Annotated in this window: 16 protein-coding genes and 1 riboswitch; of the genes, 10 read left to right on the top strand and 6 right to left on the bottom strand. The window is 72.1% G+C overall.

Going from position 1 to position 17,166, the window contains the following annotated elements; translation table 11 throughout:
- Window positions 1–39 precede the first annotated feature (39 nt).
- From AB0I18_RS01455 to AB0I18_RS01445, 3 genes are read right to left on the bottom strand one after another with little or no spacing between them, the layout of a single operon-like run.
- The gene (locus AB0I18_RS01455) at window positions 40–1,113 is read right to left on the bottom strand and encodes a prenyltransferase (protein ID WP_363103283.1); all 1,074 of its coding nucleotides are present in this window, start codon (window positions 1,111–1,113) and stop codon (window positions 40–42) included.
- Complete coding sequence (locus AB0I18_RS01450; RefSeq protein WP_363103282.1) at window positions 1,110–1,910, bottom strand: class I SAM-dependent methyltransferase; 801 nt, start codon at window positions 1,908–1,910, stop codon at window positions 1,110–1,112. Before AB0I18_RS01450 ends, AB0I18_RS01455 begins: the two co-directional genes overlap by 4 nt.
- Window positions 1,904–3,571 (bottom strand): glycosyltransferase, encoded by a 1,668-nt coding sequence (locus tag AB0I18_RS01445; RefSeq protein ID WP_363103378.1) that lies wholly within the window; start codon window positions 3,569–3,571, stop codon window positions 1,904–1,906. The genes AB0I18_RS01450 and AB0I18_RS01445 overlap by 7 nt, the downstream gene beginning before the upstream one ends.
- A gap of 238 nt (window positions 3,572–3,809) precedes the next feature.
- On the opposite strand from AB0I18_RS01445, the gene AB0I18_RS01440 reads away from it, so the two are divergent.
- Both AB0I18_RS01440 and AB0I18_RS01435 read left to right on the top strand, forming a co-directional pair.
- Window positions 3,810–4,463 (top strand): TetR family transcriptional regulator, encoded by a 654-nt coding sequence (locus AB0I18_RS01440; RefSeq protein ID WP_363103281.1) that lies wholly within the window; start codon window positions 3,810–3,812, stop codon window positions 4,461–4,463.
- 91 nt (window positions 4,464–4,554) lie between these two features.
- Entirely contained in the window at window positions 4,555–4,716 is a 162-nt protein-coding gene (locus AB0I18_RS01435) for a hypothetical protein (protein WP_363103280.1), read from the top strand.
- 142 nt (window positions 4,717–4,858) lie between these two features.
- Here AB0I18_RS01435 and AB0I18_RS01430 read toward each other — a convergent pair whose 3' ends face one another.
- Both AB0I18_RS01430 and AB0I18_RS01425 read right to left on the bottom strand, forming a co-directional pair.
- Window positions 4,859–5,092 (bottom strand): ferredoxin, encoded by a 234-nt coding sequence (locus AB0I18_RS01430; RefSeq protein ID WP_363103279.1) that lies wholly within the window; start codon window positions 5,090–5,092, stop codon window positions 4,859–4,861.
- Between the two features lie 3 nt (window positions 5,093–5,095).
- A complete protein-coding gene (locus AB0I18_RS01425) occupies window positions 5,096–6,553 on the bottom strand; it encodes an aldehyde dehydrogenase (RefSeq protein ID WP_363103278.1) in 1,458 nt (485 codons plus the stop codon).
- Window positions 6,554–6,737: 184 nt separating this feature from the next.
- On the opposite strand from AB0I18_RS01425, the gene AB0I18_RS01420 reads away from it, so the two are divergent.
- From AB0I18_RS01420 to AB0I18_RS01410, 3 genes are all read left to right on the top strand, one after another.
- Window positions 6,738–7,766 carry an MBL fold metallo-hydrolase gene (locus AB0I18_RS01420; RefSeq protein ID WP_363103277.1) on the top strand — a complete coding sequence of 343 codons (1,029 nt, stop codon included), beginning with the start codon at window positions 6,738–6,740 and terminating at the stop codon, window positions 7,764–7,766.
- Between the two features lie 169 nt (window positions 7,767–7,935).
- On the top strand, window positions 7,936–9,117 hold the full coding sequence (locus AB0I18_RS01415; protein ID WP_363103276.1) for a PP2C family protein-serine/threonine phosphatase: 1,182 nt from the start codon (window positions 7,936–7,938) through the stop codon (window positions 9,115–9,117).
- Between the two features lie 54 nt (window positions 9,118–9,171).
- Complete coding sequence (locus AB0I18_RS01410) at window positions 9,172–9,957, top strand: hypothetical protein (RefSeq protein WP_363103275.1); 786 nt, start codon at window positions 9,172–9,174, stop codon at window positions 9,955–9,957.
- 7 nt (window positions 9,958–9,964) lie between these two features.
- Here the strand turns inward: AB0I18_RS01410 and AB0I18_RS01405 are convergent, their stop codons facing one another.
- Entirely contained in the window at window positions 9,965–10,681 is a 717-nt protein-coding gene (locus AB0I18_RS01405; protein WP_363103274.1) for an aminoglycoside phosphotransferase family protein, read from the bottom strand.
- An 88-nt stretch (window positions 10,682–10,769) separates the two neighbouring features.
- A riboswitch (cobalamin riboswitch) is annotated at window positions 10,770–10,851 on the top strand.
- A gap of 141 nt (window positions 10,852–10,992) precedes the next feature.
- Between AB0I18_RS01405 and AB0I18_RS01400 the strand changes: the two genes are divergently transcribed.
- From AB0I18_RS01400 to AB0I18_RS01380, 5 genes are all read left to right on the top strand, one after another.
- Entirely contained in the window at window positions 10,993–12,246 is a 1,254-nt protein-coding gene (locus AB0I18_RS01400; protein ID WP_363103377.1) for a prenyltransferase/squalene oxidase repeat-containing protein, read from the top strand.
- Window positions 12,243–12,995, top strand: a complete 753-nt coding sequence (locus AB0I18_RS01395; protein ID WP_363103273.1) for an SCO2322 family protein — start codon at window positions 12,243–12,245, stop codon at window positions 12,993–12,995. Before AB0I18_RS01400 ends, AB0I18_RS01395 begins: the two co-directional genes overlap by 4 nt.
- Window positions 12,996–13,110: 115 nt before the next feature.
- On the top strand, window positions 13,111–14,271 hold the full coding sequence (locus AB0I18_RS01390) for a CbiQ family ECF transporter T component (RefSeq protein ID WP_363103376.1): 1,161 nt from the start codon (window positions 13,111–13,113) through the stop codon (window positions 14,269–14,271).
- Window positions 14,268–16,145, top strand: coding sequence for an ATP-binding cassette domain-containing protein (locus AB0I18_RS01385; protein ID WP_363103272.1), 1,878 nt, complete (start codon window positions 14,268–14,270; stop codon window positions 16,143–16,145). Before AB0I18_RS01390 ends, AB0I18_RS01385 begins: the two co-directional genes overlap by 4 nt.
- The gene (locus AB0I18_RS01380; protein WP_363103271.1) at window positions 16,142–16,996 is read left to right on the top strand and encodes an ECF transporter S component; all 855 of its coding nucleotides are present in this window, start codon (window positions 16,142–16,144) and stop codon (window positions 16,994–16,996) included. Before AB0I18_RS01385 ends, AB0I18_RS01380 begins: the two co-directional genes overlap by 4 nt.
- The last annotated feature ends 170 nt before the right edge of the window (window positions 16,997–17,166 follow it).

Genomic DNA, 17,166 nt, shown 5'->3' with positions numbered 1-17,166 from the left:
CGGCAGGACCACCGACAACAGGGCCACTGACGACAGGGTCTAGGAACAGCAGTCCGCGTCCAGGCCCCTCGGTAGCCGCTCCCCGCTGAACACCGCGCATGTCGCCTCGTCGCCGCCCAGCGCGGCGACGGCGAGGAGGAGGGAGCCGGCCGTCCAGGCGGTCAGCTCCTCGGGCCAGACCGCCGCCCGGCCCTCGAAGACGTAGCCCGTCCAGTACAGGCCGGTCTCCGTGTCCCGCAGATGCTGGATCGACTGGAGGATCTCCAGGGCCCGGTCGGACTCGCCCACGACCCAGAGTGCCAGGGCGAGTTCGGCGGACTCGCCGCCCGTGATCCACGGGTTGGGGACGACGCACCGTACACCGAGGTCCGGGACCACGAAGCGGTCCCAGTCCTTCTCGATACGTTCCTTCGCCTCGGTGCCCGTCAGGGCGCCCCCGAGCACCGGGTAGTACCAGTCCATCGAGTAGCGGTCCTTGTCGAGGAACCGCTCCGGGTGCCGGCGTATCGCGTGCCGCAGCGTGCCCACCGCCAACTCCCAGTCGGGCTGCGGCTCTTCACGCTGCTCGGCGATGGCGAGCGCGCAGCGCAGGGCGTGGTGGACGGACGAACTCCCGGTCAGCAGCGCGTCGTTGACCGGCGTCCCGTCGTCCTCGCGCTTCCAGCCGATCTGGCCGCCCGGCTGCTGGAGCTCCAGGACGTACTCCACGGCCGCGTACACGGTCGGCCACATCCGGTCCAGGAAGGTGTCGTCGCCGGTCGCCAGGTAGTGGTGCCAGACGCCGACGGCCACGTACGCGCAGAAGTTGGACTCACGGCCGCGGTCGGTGACGTCGTCGGCGTCCCCGTCGGCGTAGGCCGCGTACCAGGAACCGTCCTGGTTCTGGTGCCGGGCCAGCCACTCGTACGCCCGCCCGGCGGCCTCGTGCTCGCCGGCCGCGTCCAGGGCCATGGCGGCCTCGGTGTGGTCCCACGGGTCGAGGTGGTGACCGCGGAACCACGGTATGGCGCCGTCGGCGCGCTGCACGGCCAGGATGCTCCGGACGGTCAGCGCGGCCTCTTCCGCGGTGAGCACCCCGGTCAGGACGAGGTGTTCGGTACGCGGTGTCGTCACGAAGCGTCCACCGGGGCATCCGCCGGGGCGTCCACGTGGGCGTCGGCTGCCGTGTCGACCAGGCCCGCGCCCGCGGTGGCGGGCAGGTGCGGTTTCGTCGCGTACGCCACGAAGCTCTTGCCGATCAGCGGGTTCAGCGCCTGCTCGGCGACCCGGGTCGCGAGCGGCTTCTTCATGATGTCCCAGACCAGGAGCTTGTGGTACGCCCGCACCGGCAGCGCCTTGTCGTTGTCGACGCCGAACGCGCACTTCAGCCACCAGTAGGGGCTGTGCAGGGCGTGGGCGTGATGGCTGCCGTACGGCCGCAGGCCGGCCTCGCGGATCTTGCCGAGCAGTTCGTCCGCCTTGTAGATGCGGATGTGGCCGCCCTCGACCTCGTGGTACGCGTCGGACAGCGCCCAGCAGACCTTCTCCGGCCCGTAGCGCGGGACCGTGATGGCTATCCGCCCGCCCGGCCTGAGGACGCGGACCATCTCCGCGAGTACGCCCTTGTCGTCCGGGATGTGCTCCATCACCTCGGAGATGATCACGACGTCGAACGACTCGTCGGGGAAGGGGAGTTGGAGCGCGTCACCCTCCATGGCGGTGGCGGTGGCGCCCTCCGGTGCCTCCCCCGCCTCCTTCATCGCGGCGAACCACTTGGCGACCTCGCGGATCTCCTCGGCGTTCTGGTCCAGCGCGACGACCTGGGCGCCGCGCCGGTAGCACTCGAAGGCGTGTCGGCCGGCCCCGCATCCGAGGTCCAGCACCCGGTCCCCCGGGGCGAGCGGGAACCGGGAGAAGTCGACGGTCAGCACGTGGCCCTGCTTTCACGGTGGGGGGTGTCAACTGGAGGTATCGGGGCGTCGCCCAGGTCTTTCGGGGCCGGGGAATGGCCTGGGGCCGGGGAATGGGCCGGGCCCGAAGAGTGGCCCGGGACCGCGGCCGGGGGCCCGCCCGCAGACCGGCCCGACGCCTCCGCCCCGCCCACACGCCGGCCCGGCGCCTCCGTGCCGCCCGCAGACCGGCCTGCCGCCTCCCTGCCGCCCGCGGCCGGAGAGTAGCCCGCGGCCGGAGAGTGGCCCGCGGCCGGAGACTGGCCCGCGGCCGGGGCCGCGGCCAGGGAGCGGCCCGGCGCCTCCGACTCGCCCGCAGACCGGCCCGACGCCTCTGCCCCGCCCGCTGACCGGCTCATGGCGATCGCCTCGCGGTAGCGGGCCACCGTTCCCTCGGCGGCCTTGGCCCAGGTGAAGCGTTCCAGCACCCGCTGCCGCCCGGCGGCTCCGAGCCGTACGCGCAGCTCCGGGTCGCCGAGGAGCCGGCTCAGGCCGACGGCCAGCGCTCCCGGGTCGCCGGGCGGGACGGCCAGGCAGGTCTCGCCGTCGGGGCCCGTGACCTCCGGGATCGCGCCGCCGGTGGTGGCCACAAGGGGCGTGCCGGTGGCCATCGCCTCGGCGGCGGGCAGTGAGAACCCCTCGTAGAGGGAGGGGACGCAGGCGACTTCGGCGGACCGTACGAGGTCGACGAGTTCCGCGTCCGAGATGCCCTTCACGAACTCGACGGCGCCTTCGAGGCCGTACCGCTCGATGATTTGGGCGACCGGTCCGTCCTCGGCGCGCTTGCCGACGACGACGAGGTGGGCGGCGGGGTGCTCGGTGCGGACCTTGGCTAGCGCCTCGACAAGGAAGACGAGCCCCTTCAGGGGGACGTCCGCGCTGGACGTGGTGACGATCCGCCCCGGGATCCGCGGCACGGACGGATCCGGCGAGAAAAGGCCGGTGTCGGCGCCGATGTGGACGACGTGGATGCGGTCCTCGCGTACGCCGAGGTGGTCGATGATCTCCTGGCGGGACGTGCCGGAGACGGTGAGGACGGACGGGAGGCGGGGGGCGACCCGCTTCTGCATGCGGGTGAAGCCGTACCAGCGCCGTACGGACAGCCGTTGCCGCCGGCCCTTCGCCACGTCCAGTTCCAACTGCCGGTCGACGGTGATGGGGTGGTGGATGGTGGTGACGAGCGGGGCGCCCATGTCGCCCAACAGCCCGTAGCCGAGCGTCTGGTTGTCGTGCACGACGTCGAAGTCACCGCGGCGGGCGCGCAGATGGCGCCGGGCGCGCAGGGAGAACGTCAGCGGCTCGGGGAAGCCGCCGGTCCACATCGTGCCGACTTCGAGGGCGTCGATCCAGTCGCGGTACTCGCCGAACCCCGGGTTCCGAAAGGGGTCCGGGTGGCGGTACAGGTCGAGGCTGGGCAGTTCGGTGAGGGAGAGCCCGTCGAGGCCCTCTCCGGTGTCGAGCACGGGGTAGGGCTGGGCACCGATGACCTCGACCTGGTGACCGAGGCGGGCGAGCTCGCGCGAGAGGTGTCGTACGTAGACGCCCTGGCCGCCGCAGAACGGGTTCCCTTTATAGGTGAGGAGAGCGATGCGCAGCGGTCGCTCGCCGTCGGCGGCCGACCCCTCCTCGGAGCCGGTCTCCATGGCCTCATGGGTCACTCTCGGCCCCCTTCTTCCAGCATGTTCCCGCGAGATTACTTCGGGACGGTAATCTAGAACAAGTTTCAGACTTGATCGTTCAGGGAGCACTGAATCTACCGGCCGGTAGTCCCGCTGTGAGCCGTGGATCGGGTGATTCACGCCACGGCGGGACCCTGCCCTGCTGTCGCCCCACCCGCCCCCATCGAGCCCTCGGTTGTACGAACGTCACGGAACGGGACCCATGCCTGCGGAAGCCAACACTGCGGCGAAGGCCGCGCGGCCGGCGGTACGGGCCGCGCAGCCCGCCACCCCGCCGCTCACCGAGCGCCAGGAGGCGCGGCGGCGGCGCATTCTGCACGCGAGCGCGCAGCTGGCGAGCCGGGGCGGGTTCGACGCGGTGCAGATGCGAGAGGTCGCGGAGTCGTCCCAGGTGGCCCTGGGCACGCTCTACCGCTATTTCCCCTCCAAGATTCATCTGCTGGTCGCGACGATGCAGGACCAGCTCGCGCACATGCACGGGACGCTCCGCAAGAAGCCGCCGGCGGGCGAGACGGCCGCCGAGCGCGTCGCGGAGACCCTGATGCGGGCCTTCCGCGCGCTCCAGCGTGAGCCGCATCTCGCCGACGCGATGGTCCGCGCCCTCACGTTCGCCGACCGCAGCGTCAGCCCCGAGGTGGACCAGGTCTCCCGCCAGACCACAGTGATCATCCTCGACGCGATGGGCCTGGACGACCCCACCCCCGCCCAGCTCTCGGCGGTCCGAGTCATCGAACACACCTGGCACTCGGCCCTCATCACCTGGCTCTCCGGCCGCGCGTCGATCGCCCAGGTCAAGATCGATATCGAGACGGTGTGCAGGTTGATCGACCTGACGGACCCGAGCGGGCAGGGCTGACCCGGGCAACCGCCTCGGCGGGCAACCGTGCACGTCAACCGGTGATTGACCGGTGAGGGTGCCACCCTTTCATCGCTGGTAGCGTCCGCGTATGCCGATGATCACAGTGGAGTTCACCGACGATGAGTTCGTCCTGGTATCGGCGCGTGCGGCCTCGCTCGGCAAGTCCGTGGGCGCCCACGGACACGATGTGATCGTCGGCGGCGCCCAGCGCGCCGGGTTCCCCAGGGACCGGCCGGAGGGCCAGGACTGAACCAGGCGGGCCCCTGGCGTTCGGCCATCCACCACCGCTGCCGAGCAGGCCACACGGCCTGCTCGGGCTACGAGGAACCGGCCGCACATCCCGCCCGTCATCGGTTGAGCCTGCACCGCCCTCCGCAGCTGCACCTCCGAGCTCACTCCTCCGGAGGGAACACCGCCTCCCCGCTCTCCAGCAGGGTGATCATGATCGCCTCCACCGGGCAGCCCTCCGCCGCCTCCAGGATCTTCTCGTTGGCGTCCGTTTCGGGGGCCGCCGGGTGGGACTGCATCGCGGAGTCGAGGTGGAAGGCGGTGGGGGCGAGGTGGGTGCACTGGGCCGAGCCGATGCAGAGGGAGCGGTCGACCTCGACGTGCCAGCGGTCGCCCATCCGTCACGCCTCCCAGCCGGCGGGGAGGTGGATCATCTTGTGCTCCAGGAATTCGCCGTAGCCCTCGGGCCCGAACTCGCGGCCCAGGCCGGAGTTCTTGTAGCCGCCGAAGGGGCCGAGCATGTCGAGGCTGAAGGTGTTGACGGAGTACGTGCCGGTACGGACCTGGCGGGCGATGTCGATGCCGTGGGCGACGTCCCCCGTCCAGACACTGCCGCTCAGCCCGTAGTCGGAGTCGTTCGCGATCTTCACCGCCTCCGCCTCGTCGCCGTAGGGCAGGAGGCAGATCACCGGGCCGAAGATCTCCTCACGGGCGATCCGCATGGAGTTGTCGACGTCGCCGAAGAGGGTCGGCTCGACGTACCAGCCGTGGTCCAGGCCGGGTGGACGGCCGCCGCCCGTAAGGATTTTGGCGCCTTCCTCCTGGCCGATGCGGATGTAGTCGAGGTTGCGCTGCTGCTGGCGCTTGGCCACCAGGGGGCCGACCTGGGTCGCCGGGTCCAGCGGGTCGCCGACCACCAGCGCGCCCGCCGCCGAGGCGAACGCCTCCGCGAACTCGTCGTAGCGCGAGCGAGGCAGGAGTATGCGGGTCTGGGCGACGCACGCCTGGCCGTTGTTCATCCAGGCCGCCGAGACGATCCCGGGGACGGATGTGTCGATGTCCGCGTCCGGGAGCACCACGGCCGCCGACTTGCCGCCCAACTCCAGTGTCACGCGCGTGAGGTTGCGTGACGCCACCTCCATCACCCGTCGGCCCGCGGCCACCGAGCCGGTGAAGGAGATCTTGTCGATCCCGGGATGCCCGACGAGGTACTCGCTCACCTCGCGGTCCGCCGGCAGGATCGACAGGACGCCCTCCGGCAGCCCGGCCTCCTTCGTGATCTCGCCGAGTATGTAGGCGTCCAGCGGCGACTCGGGCGACGGCTTGAGCACCACTGTGCAGCCGGTCAGCAGCGCCGGCGCGAGCTTGGCCGCCGCCACGAACTGCGGGACATTCCACGGCGCCACGGCCGCCACGACGCCCACCGGCTCACGCCGGACGAGGATGCGCCCGAGCACTCCGTCGCGCGTCTCCTCGTACGTGAAGTCGCGTGCGACCGTGATCGCCGCGTCCCAGACCATCATCGCGCCGAGGGCCTGCGCGAGGACGCTCCAGGAGTACGGGGAGCCGTTCTCGGAGGAGATGACGCGGGCGATCTCCTCGTGGCGTACGGCGATCGCGTCCTTGATCCGGGTGACGACCTCGATCCGCTCGTCGAGGGACATCCTTGGCCAGGGGCCCTCGTCGAAGGCGGTCCGCGCGACGGCCACCGCGCGGTCGACGTCCGCCCGCGAGGCGTGCGGCACCCGGCCGATGACCTCTTCGGTGTGCGGGGAGATCACCTCGATGACGTCGTTGCCGAGGGGAGCGGCCAACTCCCCGCCGATGAACAGCTGTCCGTGTTCCACGAGCTCGGTCATGGCCGACTGCCTCTCCGGGGGACGTTCTCCGACGGTCTCGGACCGTCTCTGACGGTGCATCAGACACTGGAACTGATACCAGTTCTACTTGGAGGAGTCCACGGACCTCACCAGACAGGTGACTTGGGCTCCCATTGGAACCGGTTCTAGTTATAGTGACCGGAAGCCGGCGACAGGGGAACCCATGGCACAGGTCACCGACCACGGCGGGGGCGTACGGTCCGTCGAGGTCCCCATCCCGGACAACCCCCTCGGGTACACACTCGTGTACGTCGTGGACACCGATCGCGGGCCCGTACTGATCGACACGGGCTGGGACGATCCGGCGTCCTGGGACGCGCTGGCCGAGGGCCTGGTGGCGTGCGGGACGTCGGCGGGCGAGATCCACGGAGTGGTGATCACCCATCACCATCCGGACCACCACGGCCTGTCGGCCAGGGTCCGGGAGGCGTCCGGCGCGTGGATCGCCATGCACGCCGCCGACATCTCGATCGTGCGGCGCACTCGCGACACACGACCCGAGCGCTGGTTGGCTTACATGGCAGCCAAGCTGACGACCTCGGGAGCGCCCGAGGAACACGTGGCGCCGATGCGCGACGCCCGCCGCCCCCGGAACCTCCCCGGCCTCTCCCCCGCGCTTCCCGACCGGGAGATAGTCCCCGGCGAACTCCTCGACCTCGCGGGCCGCCGGCTCCGCGCGATCTGGACGCCGGGCCACACACCCGGCCACGTCTGCCTCCACCTGGAGGAGACCCACCCGGCCCAACTGCCGGGCCACGGGCGCCTGTTCTCCGGCGACCACCTCCTCCCGAGGATCACCCCGCACATCGGCCTGTACCAGGACCCGAACGACGACACGGTCCCCGACCCGCTCGGCGACTACCTCGACTCCCTGGAGCGGATCGGCCGTCTCGGCCCGGCCGAGGTCCTGCCCGCCCACCTGCACGCGTTCACCGACGCACCTTCGCGCGTACGGGAGTTGCTCACGCACCACGAGGCCCGCCTCACCGGCCTCCGCTCCCTCCTCACCACCCCGCTCACTCCCTGGCAGCTCGCGGAGCTCATGGAGTGGAACCGCCCCTGGGACCAAATCCCGTACGGCTCAAGGAACATCGCGGTCTCGGAGGCCGAGGCCCACCTGCGCCGACTGGTGAAACTGGGGCAGGTGGAGGCGGTGGCGGGGAGCGATCCGGTGACGTACGTGGCCGTTTGACTCGATCGCGCGGACGCGGCGTGCCGCTCCGACGCCCGAGCACAAACACGATCCCTCCCCGTCATTTCCGGGCACCTTCCGCCAAGATGTGATCAACGTCCCGTCGCTGCGGGTGAGGAAGGAGATATTCGGAGACCGTCGTGCAGTGACGGAGAGAGGTGGGGGCCGAATGACCGGCGACGACAGGGACCCGCCAGGGCGCCGGCGGGGGCGCCTGCGTCGGAAGCTGAGACTGGGACCGGGGCTGGGACTGCGGCTGCCCCGGCGGCGACTCGGTGATCTCCACCCCCACCCCCGCGACGTCATCCCGCCCCTCGGACTCCTGGCCCCTTTGACCGTCTGCGTGCTCGTCGGCACGCTCACCCTGTTCCTCGACCAAGTCCACCCTTTTGTCGTCCTGTTGCTCATCGGCCCGCTGCTGGCCTGCCTACGGCTGGGCGTGCGGCACACGGTGTTCGTCTGCTGCTGCTCGGTGGCCATCGGCGTGACGATGGGGATCAGCGGCGGTACGGTCCTGGCGCCCGAGTTCACCGTACGGTTCGGCGGGCTGCTGCTCGGCTGTGCGCTGACCGTGTACGCGGCGCGGCAGCGGGACCGCCTCACGGCGAAGCTCGCCGAGGTGCGCGAGGTGGCCCGGATCACGCAGGAGGCGATCCTGCGGCCCCTCTCCCAGAACCTCGGCGGCACGCACATCTCCACGCGCTACCACTGCGCCGCGCGCGAGTCGACGGTCGGCGGCGACCTGTACGACGTGGCGGTGACGCCGTTCGGCCTGCGGGTCCTCGTCGGCGACGTACGCGGACACGGCCTGGACGCGGTGCGGCTGACCGCCGACACGCTCACCGGGTTCCGTGAACTCGCCTACACCGTCCCGGACCTGGCGTCCCTGGCCACCGGCCTGGACAGACGTCTCGCGCCGGAGATGGGCGCCGAGGACTTCGTCACCGCGGTCCTCGCCGAGTTCGCACCCGGTGAAGTACGCCTGGTCAACTGCGGCCATCCCGCACCCCTGCGCTCCGGCCACCGCGTCGAACTCCTCGAACCGGCCGTCCCCGCGCTCCCGTTGGGCCTGCGCCCCGATCCGCACCAGTACCGCGTACGCCTCCAGCCGGGCGACCGCCTGCTCCTCTACACCGACGGCCTCACCGAGGCCCGCGCCCCCGACGGCACCCCTTTCCCCTTCCTCACCGAGGCCGCCCACGCCCTGCGCGACCCACTCCCCGACGAGGCGCTCCACACCCTCTACTCCCGCCTACTCATCCACACCGGCGCCCCACCCACCGACGACCTCGCCCTCATCCTCTGCCAGCCCACAAACGCAACGGTCCCGGTACCGCACGCGGTGCCGTGAGCTCCCGTCCTTCCCGCGAGCTCCCGTGAACTTCCATGGATTACGGTCCTGTTCATGTTCACGGTGGAGCGGCGGCAACAGGTACGGGAGCAACTGCTGGAGCGGGCCCGGGCGGACGAGCGGATCACCGGCGCGGCCCTCACCGGTTCAGCCGCGCGCGACGCCGAGGACCGCTGGTCCGACGTGGACCTCTTCTTCGGAACAGGCACCGGCCCGGTGACGGAGGTGCTCGCCGACTGGAGCACGTACGTGTACGACACCCTCGGCGCCCTGCACCACTTCGACCTGCGGGCGGGCCCGGCCGTCTACCGCGCGTTCCTGCTCCCCGAACTCCTGGAGGTGGACCTGGGGTTCACCCCCGCCGCATCCTTCGGCCCGCTCGGCGAGGGAGCCTTCCGGGTCGTCTTCGGCGAGGCCACCACCCAGCCCGCCACCCACCCCCGTACGACACTCTCCGGAGCTTCCGGCCCCTCCGCCTCCGAACTCTCCGGACCTTCCGAACGCGACCACCTCACCGGCCTCGCCTGGCACCACGTCCTGCACGCCCGTATCTCCCTGGAACGCGGCGCCCGCTGGCAGGCGGAGCACTGGATCAGTGCCGTACGCGATCACGTCCTGACCCTGGCCTGTCTGAGCCTCGGCCTCCCCTCCGCCTACGCGAAGGGCGCGGACCGGCTGCCTCCGGCCGTCACCGGACCGCTGGAAGAGACACTCGTACGCTCCCTCGACCGCCCCGAACTCGCCCGCGCGCTGCGGGCGGTGACCACGGTCCTCGTACGCGAGGCGCAGCCGCCCGACGCTCTCACCCGGGCGCTCCTCGATCTCACGGAAGGCGCCTAGCAGGCGCCTAGCCCAACAAGCGCCGTATCAACTCCTCGGCGTCACCCAAGACTTCGGTCTCCCGTGCCGACATGGTCGGGTTGGCGGCTCGTCGGCGGCGTGCCTCGGTGAGGCCCTCGTCCGTCACCTTGTGTGTGTTGCCGGCGAGCAGGGCGGCCAGCATCGCGCCGGCCGGTTTCGCCAACGGATCGTCGCCGACCGCGACTTGGGCGAGGATCACGGCCGAGGTGCCCCAGTCCAGGCCGGGCGGGCCTTCCTCGGAGTTGGCCCAGTCGATCACGCGTGGGCCGGCCGGGGTGAGCATCACGTTGTCCGGATGCAGGTCCAGGTGGAGGACCCGGGCAGCGGGGTCGGTGGAGAGCCGGGGCGGCAAGGCGTGCAGGGCGTGCAGCAGACGGGCGAGCGTGGCTCCGGTTTCCTCGGGCCCGACCAGGCCGTCGTGGAACGCCCGCAGCATGGTCGGCCCGGACAGCCGCTCCATCACCAGGTCGGTGGGCGTCTGCACCGCCGCCCGCACCTGTGGCACGGGGTAGCCGTGGCGGCGTACGTACTCCATGACGGCCGCCTCGGCGGGCGCGTCCCCGTAGCCACCGTCCCGGTAGCGGCGGAGCACCCACGTCCCGTTCACCTCGTTCGCCCCGCCCTCTTCGAACGCGTAGACATCCGCCGTACGTCCCGATCCGAGCAGCTCGCCGACCCGTATGTGGCTGTTGTGACTCTCCATGTGCCGAAGTTACCGGCCTCGACCGGCAGGCCTGAGGGTCCCGGCTACGGGCCGGTACAGTGAGCAGGTCGTCATCACAGTCGTACGGGGGGAAGCCGGTGCAAATCCGGCGCTGACCCGCAACCGTGAATCGTCCCCGGCCTCACGGCGGGCGGTGAGCCGGAATGCCCCGTGCGGACGTGACCGGCTCGCGTCACCGGGACCGCCGGTGACCGGCACCGTCGAGGCATACGGAGCCGAGCCGCCCGGGACTCTGGGCTGCCCGGCTCCCCGCAGGAGAGCCGATGAGCTCAGAGAGGCACCCGCCGATCATGTTTGTTCGCCGCAGCGCCGCGGTACTGGCCGCAACCGCCGTGATCGGTACGGCGTTCGCGCCGGCCGCCCTCGCCGACGAGTCCCCTTCCGCGTCCCCTTCGACGTCCCCATCCCAGGCGATCGCCACGGGTCTGTACGGCAGCACCGACCCCACGTACGACGGTGTCTGGCGGCAGTCGCTCACCCTGCTCGCCCTCCACACCCTGGACGTGAAGCCCCCGGCCGATGCCGTCGACTGGCTCACAGGGCAGCAGTGCGCGAACGGTGCCTTCGCGCCCTACCGCGCCGACGCGAGCGCGAAGTGCGACGCCAAGACGATGGTCGACACGAACAGCACCGCCGTAGCGGTACAGGCCCTGGAGGCGCTCGGCGGGCACGACTCCGTGACCGGCGCCGCCGTGAAGTGGCTGAAGTCCGTACAGAACGAGGACGGTGGCTGGGGATACGCCCCCGGCGGAGCCAGCGACACCAACTCCACCTCCGTCGTGATCGGGGCCCTGACGGCCGCGGGTACCGATCTGGAGGACGTGCCGTCGCAGGAGCGGACGCCGTACGACGCCCTGCGCGGGCTCTCCGTCCCCTGCGACGAGGACGGCGGCGGCGCGTTCGCCTTCCAGCCCGGCAAGAAGGGCGGGCTCGCGGCGAACGCCGACGCCACGGCGGCGGGGGTGCTCGGCGCGCTCGGCAAGGGGCTGGTGACGGAGGCCGGGGAGACCTCGAAGGACACCGCGTGCGTGGGCGGCGACTCCTTCACTCGTCAGGAGGCGGCTGCCAACGGCGCCGCGTACCTCGCGGGCGCGGTCGCCAAGGACGGCTATCTGAAGTCCGCCCTCGCCGGGGCCGAGGACCAGCCCGACCACGGCAACACCGCCGACGCGGTCGTCGCGCTCGCCGCCGCGGGCCGGACCGCCGACGCCGAGAAGCCGCTGGCCTGGCTGGCGAAGAACTCCCGTACCTGGGCGGCGAAGAGCGGCCCGGCCGCGTACGCGCAGCTGATCCTCGCGGCGCACGCCACCGGCACGGACCCGCGTGACTTCGGCGGCGCCGACCTGGTGAAGCAGCTCGGTGCGACGGGTCCCGCGGGCGCCGACTACTCCTCCGACCCGCGCGACGAGAACACCGCGACCGAGGAGAAGAAGGACGGCGACGACGGCGGGGTCAGCGTCTGGTGGATCGTCGGGGTCGGCCTGGTCGGCGGCATCGGCGTCGGGTTCCTCATCAGCGGCCGCAACAAGAAGCAGCAGCCGTGACCCGCCGCCGCCTGGCTCTGCTGGTCCTGGGCCTCCTGCTCGCCGCGCTCGGCACGACGGCCGCGGCGGGGCAGGCCCAGGCGGTCGGCTACCGCTACTGGTCCTTCTGGGACCGAGCCTCCGGCACCGGCACCGGCACCGGCACCGACACCGACACGTGGGTGTACGCGACCCAGGGGCCGTCGACCGCCCGGCCCTCGGACGGTGACGTCCAGGGGTTCCGGTTCTCGGTGAGCGAGGACTCGAAGGACGCGGCGAAGCCTCGCGGCTCGGCGGACTTCGCGACGATCTGCGCGAGGACACCGGCACGGGAGGGTTCGAAGCGGGTCGGCCTGATCCTCGACTTCGGTACGGCCGCCGACGCGCCGTCCGGCTCGACGCCGCCCCGTCCGCGTACCGCCTGCGCCCGCGTCGCCGACGACGCGACGGTGGCGGACGCCCTCGCCGCCGTCGCGAAGCCCCTGCGCTACGACACGAACGCGCTGCTGTGCGCCATCGCGGGGTACCCGCGCACGGGGTGCGGCGAGGCGGTGTCGGGCGGCGGCGACGAGCCGCCGGCCACGGCCTCACCCCGGACCGGCAGCGCAGACGACACCGACGGTGCAGACAGTGCAGACAGTGCGGAGAGTGCAGACAGCGAGAGTGGGTCCGGGGATCGTGGGCCGTCCGCGGGACTGGTCGTCGGGGTGGCGGCAGTGGCCGTGCTGGGCGCGGCGGCGGTCTGGCAGGCGCGTCGGCGCCGCGGCTGACGGGGCCGCCGCGATGACTCCCACCGGCGATGACCGGTCTGCCACTCCTTCCGCTGCTGCCGCCGCCACTGTGCCCAAAGCTCCGGGCGGCCCCTCCCGCAAGGCCGAGCGGCGGCTGGCCGCCCCACCGGCAACCCGCTCCAACGCCCTTCACCCCGGCGCCTGGTGGCTCTGGGCGCTCGGTCTCGGCACCGCCGCCTCCCGCACCACGAACCCGCTCCTCCTCACCCTCCTCATCGGTGTGGCGGGCTATGTGGTGGCCACTCGCCGTACGGAAGCCCCCTGGGCCCGCTCCTACGGCGCCTTCGTCAAGCTGGCCCTCGTCGTCCTCGGCATCCGTCTCGCCTTCGCCGTCCTCCTCGGCTCCCCCATCCCCGGCACCCACACCCTGATCACCCTCCCCGAACTCCCGCTCCCCGACTGGGCCCAGGGCATCCGCCTCGGCGGCCGCGTCACCGCGGAAGGCCTCGTCTTCGCCCTGTACGACGGCCTGAAACTCGCCACGCTCCTCATCTGCGTGGGCGCGGCGAACGCCCTCGCGAACCCGGCCCGCCTCCTCAAGTCCCTCCCAGGAGCCTTGTACGAGGCGGGAGTTGCCGTCGTCGTCGCGCTGACCTTCGCCCCGAACCTGATCGCGGACGTCCAGCGGCTGCGTGCCGCGCGCCGCCTGCGCGGCCGTCCCGACAGCGGCCTGCGCGGTCTCCTCCAGGTCGGACTCCCGGTCCTGGAGGGCGCGTTGGAGCGCTCGGTCGCGCTCGCGGCGGCGATGGACGCACGCGGGTACGGGCGCAGCGCCGAGGTGCCCGCCGCCGTCCGCCGTACCACCGCGGTGTGCACGCTCGGCGGTCTGGTCGGGGTCTGCGCGGGAACGTACGGCGTGCTCACCGCGGAAGGCGGCGGCTACGGCCTGCCCGTGCTGCTCGCCGGGCTGGCCGCGGCCCTCGTCGGACTCTGGCTGGGCGGCCGCCGCTCGCTGCGCACGCGGTACCGGCCGGACGTGTGGGGCGTGCGCGCATGGCTGGTCGCCGCGTCCGGCGCGGCGGCCGCGGCGCTGCTGATCCTGTACGCGTCGTACGACTCGGCCGCGCTGCATCCCGGCGTCGTCCCCCTGACCGCCCCGACGCTCCCCCTGTGGCCGGCGGTGGCGATCCTGCTCGGCCTAGCCCCCTCCTTCGTAGCCCCGAAACCGAACCCGAACCCGAATCCGAAATCGAAACCGAACCCGAAACCAGCCCCGGCCCAGACCCCGGCCGCCAAGGAGCCCAAGCCCTCATGATCCGCTTCGAGGATGTCTCCGTGACGTACGACGGGGCCCCCGCACCCAGCGTCCAGGGGATCGAACTCACGGTCCCCGAGGGTGAGTTGGTGCTGCTAGTCGGACCGTCCGGGGTCGGGAAGTCGACGGTCCTGGGTGCGGTGAGCGGGCTGGTCCCGCACTTCACGGGCGGCACGCTGCGCGGGCGGGTGACGGTGGCAGGCCGGGACACCCGGACGCACAAGCCGCGTGAACTCGCCGACGTGGTCGGCACGGTGGGCCAGGATCCGCTGTCGCACTTCGTGACGGACACGGTCGAGGACGAACTCGCTTACGGCATGGAGTCGTTGGGCCTCGCCCCGGACGTGATGCGCCGTCGCGTCGAGGAGACCCTGGACCTGCTCGGCCTCACCGATCTCCGCGACCGCCCCATCGCCACGCTCTCCGGCGGCCAGCAGCAGCGCGTCGCGATCGGCTCGGTCCTCACCCCGCACCCCAGGGTCCTGGTCCTCGACGAACCGACCTCGGCCCTCGACCCGGCCGCCGCGGAGGAGGTACTCGCTGTTCTCCAGCGCCTCGTCCACGACCTGGGCACGACGGTCCTGATGGCCGAGCACCGCCTGGAACGCGTCATCCAGTACGCCGACCAGGTCGCCCTCCTCCCGGCGCCGGGCGTCCCGCTGGTGCTGGGCACGCCGTCCGAGGTCATGGCCGTGTCCCCGGTGTACCCGCCGGTGGTGGCCCTTGGCCGGCTCGCCGAGTGGTCGCCCCTGCCGCTGACGGTGCGGGACGCGCGCCGGCGGGCCGGAGCGTTGCGGGAACGGCTGGAGGGGGCCGCGTACGAGGTCGCCGACACGGGCGCGGCCGGAACAGACCCGCGGGTGGCCGGAGACACCTCCGCGACTGCCACCGGGCCCGACCCGACCACCGGCGCCGATCCAGCCACCGCCAGCGTCCCAACCACCGGTGCCGCCCCAGCCACCGCCAGCGTCCCAACCACCGGCGGCGACCCGGCCACCGGTGGTCGCGGCGTTACGCCCGCCGTACCCGCCCGCCGCCCCCGGCTCTTCCGCAGGCGTCCTTCCACCGGCACCCCAACTCCCAACCAAGCAGCGGTCATTGACGGCCTCTCCGTCCGCCGGGGCCGTACCGAAGTGCTCCGCCAGGTCACCCTCACCGTCGTCCCCGGCGAGACCGTCGCCCTCATGGGTCGCAACGGTGCCGGGAAGTCCACGCTGCTCTCCGCCCTCGTCGGCCTCGTCCCACCCGCGGCGGGTTCCGTACGGGTCGGTGGCGTCGAGCCCCATCGGACGGCGCCCCGCGATCTCATCCGCCGCGTCGGCCTCGTACCGCAGGAGCCCCGCGACCTGCTGTACGCGGACACGGTGGCCGCCGAGTGCGCGGCCGCCGACGGTGACGCGGGCGCGGAGCCGGGCACGTGCCGGGCCCTGGTGTCCGGGCTGCTGCCGGGCATCGGCGACGCCACGCATCCGCGGGACCTCTCCGAGGGCCAGCGGCTCGCCCTGGCCCTGGCCGTCGTCCTGACGGCCCGCCCGCCCCTGCTCCTCCTCGACGAACCGACCCGCGGCCTGGACTACGCGGCGAAGTCCCGCCTGGTCGCGATCCTCCGGAAGCTGGCGGCCGAGGGCCACGCCATCGTCCTGGCCACCCACGACGTCGAACTGGCCGCCGAGCTCTCCCACCGGGTCGTCATCCTCGCCGACGGGGAGCCGGTCGCCGACGGCCCGACCGCCGAGGTCGTCGTCGCCTCCCCCTCCTTCGCACCCCAGGTCACGAAGATCCTCGCCCCGCAGAAGTGGCTCACGGTGGCCCAGGTGCGCGAGGCGCTCCGCGCGCCCGGACGGGAAGAGCGACAAGAGGGAGTGGACCTGTGAGTCAGCCCCAAGCCCGCCCCATCCGCCTGGGCCCCCGCTCCCTCGCCACTCTCGCCCTCGTCAGCGTCATCGGTCTCGCCTCGCTCACCTGGCCGTTCTTCAGCGGGCCCACCTCCCAGGCCGGGGCCCACTCGAAGGACGCGCCCTGGCTCTTCGCCGGGCTGCTCGTGCTGCTGGTCGGGGTCGTCGCGGCGACGATCTCCGAGTCCGGGCTCGGTCCGAAGGCGGTGGCCATGCTCGGCGTGCTCGCCGCGACCGGTGCCGCGCTGCGGCCGATCGGGGCCGGGACGGCGGGGATCGAGCCGATGTTCTTCCTGATGGTGCTGAGCGGGCGGGTGCTCGGGCCGGGGTTCGGGTTCGTGCTCGGGGCGGTCACGATGTTCGCGTCCGCGCTGCTCACGGGCGGGGTCGGGCCGTGGATGCCGTTCCAGATGCTCTCCATGGGCTGGTTCACGATGGGCGCGGGGCTGCTCCCGGGCCCCGACCGGCTGCGCGGTCGGGGCGAGCTGCTGATGCTCGCCTCGTACGGCTTCCTCGCCGCCTTCGCGTACGGCACGTTCATGAACCTGGCCGGCTGGCCCTTCATGGCCGCACTGTCGTCGAACGTCGCCTTCGACCCGCACGACGGCGTGGACACCAACCTGGCCCGCTTCGTCGCCTACTGCCTGGCCACCTCTCTCGGCTGGGACCTGGGCCGGGCGGTGGTGACCGTCGTCCTGACGCTCACGCTCGGCGCGACCGTCCTCAAGGCGCTGCGCCGGGCCACGCGGCGGGCGGCCTTCGAGACCCCGGTCACGTTCGAGGCCCCGCGCGGTGCGGCGCCCGTCACACCGCCCGACCGCACCCCGTAGAACCGTCAACCACTGCCTGTTACACACATGGTGAGGCGCCCCACAGGACCTAGGTCACTTACGAAGCGTGATCGTAGATCGTTTCCTCTGTCATGCCCGCGTCGTAACGGCCCCTGACCTGCGGATTGAGAGCCACGTCACAGAAGGACCTTTTCCGGCGGATACGACCA

It is taken from the genome of Streptomyces sp. NPDC050704 (assembly GCF_040654355.1).
In the GTDB taxonomy this organism is placed as follows: Bacteria; Actinomycetota; Actinomycetes; order Streptomycetales; family Streptomycetaceae; genus Streptomyces.
This window is presented reverse-complemented; position numbering and strand designations above follow the sequence as displayed.